We start from the raw sequence: 374 nt of genomic DNA, 5'->3' as shown, positions 1-374 counted from the left end.
GCGCAACCAACGGTATGCCGAAACCCTAACAGATAAAGCCCTGCTGACAAGAGTATGACAACTGCCGTCCACTGCAATGCCTCTGTAACTTGTCGTACAAGAAAAAAATCCAGAGACTCAAGGTGTAAATATTTTTGTATGTTGTGCGCATCGACAGGATTAATGGAAACCCAAAAAAAACTCAAAAAAGCCAGTATATATATCCAGAAACAGCGTTCAAATCGAAATGTTTTCAGGCAAGCGACTGTACCCACAAAACTCGCAGTAACAACAGCAGCACTAGTGACAGCAGAAGGCGCACTGTTTATGTTCGCAGATGCCCATAAACTTACTACAGTCCATAGGGTGAGCAAACATAACGGCCAGTGCCGCAG

At 44.4% G+C, this 374-nt stretch carries 1 protein-coding gene; it reads left to right on the top strand.

The features are described from left to right. Positions 1–162: 162 nt before the first annotated feature. Positions 163–374, top strand: a 212-nt coding sequence (locus QZ377_RS06720; RefSeq protein WP_291440417.1) for a hypothetical protein, incomplete at its 3' end; no start/stop codon positions are given.

The organism is Desulfovibrio sp. (assembly GCF_019424165.1).
Classification (GTDB): domain Bacteria; phylum Desulfobacterota; class Desulfovibrionia; order Desulfovibrionales; family Desulfovibrionaceae; genus Desulfovibrio.
Note: the sequence above shows the minus strand (reverse complement) of the source record. Positions and strands in the feature narration are given on the sequence as shown.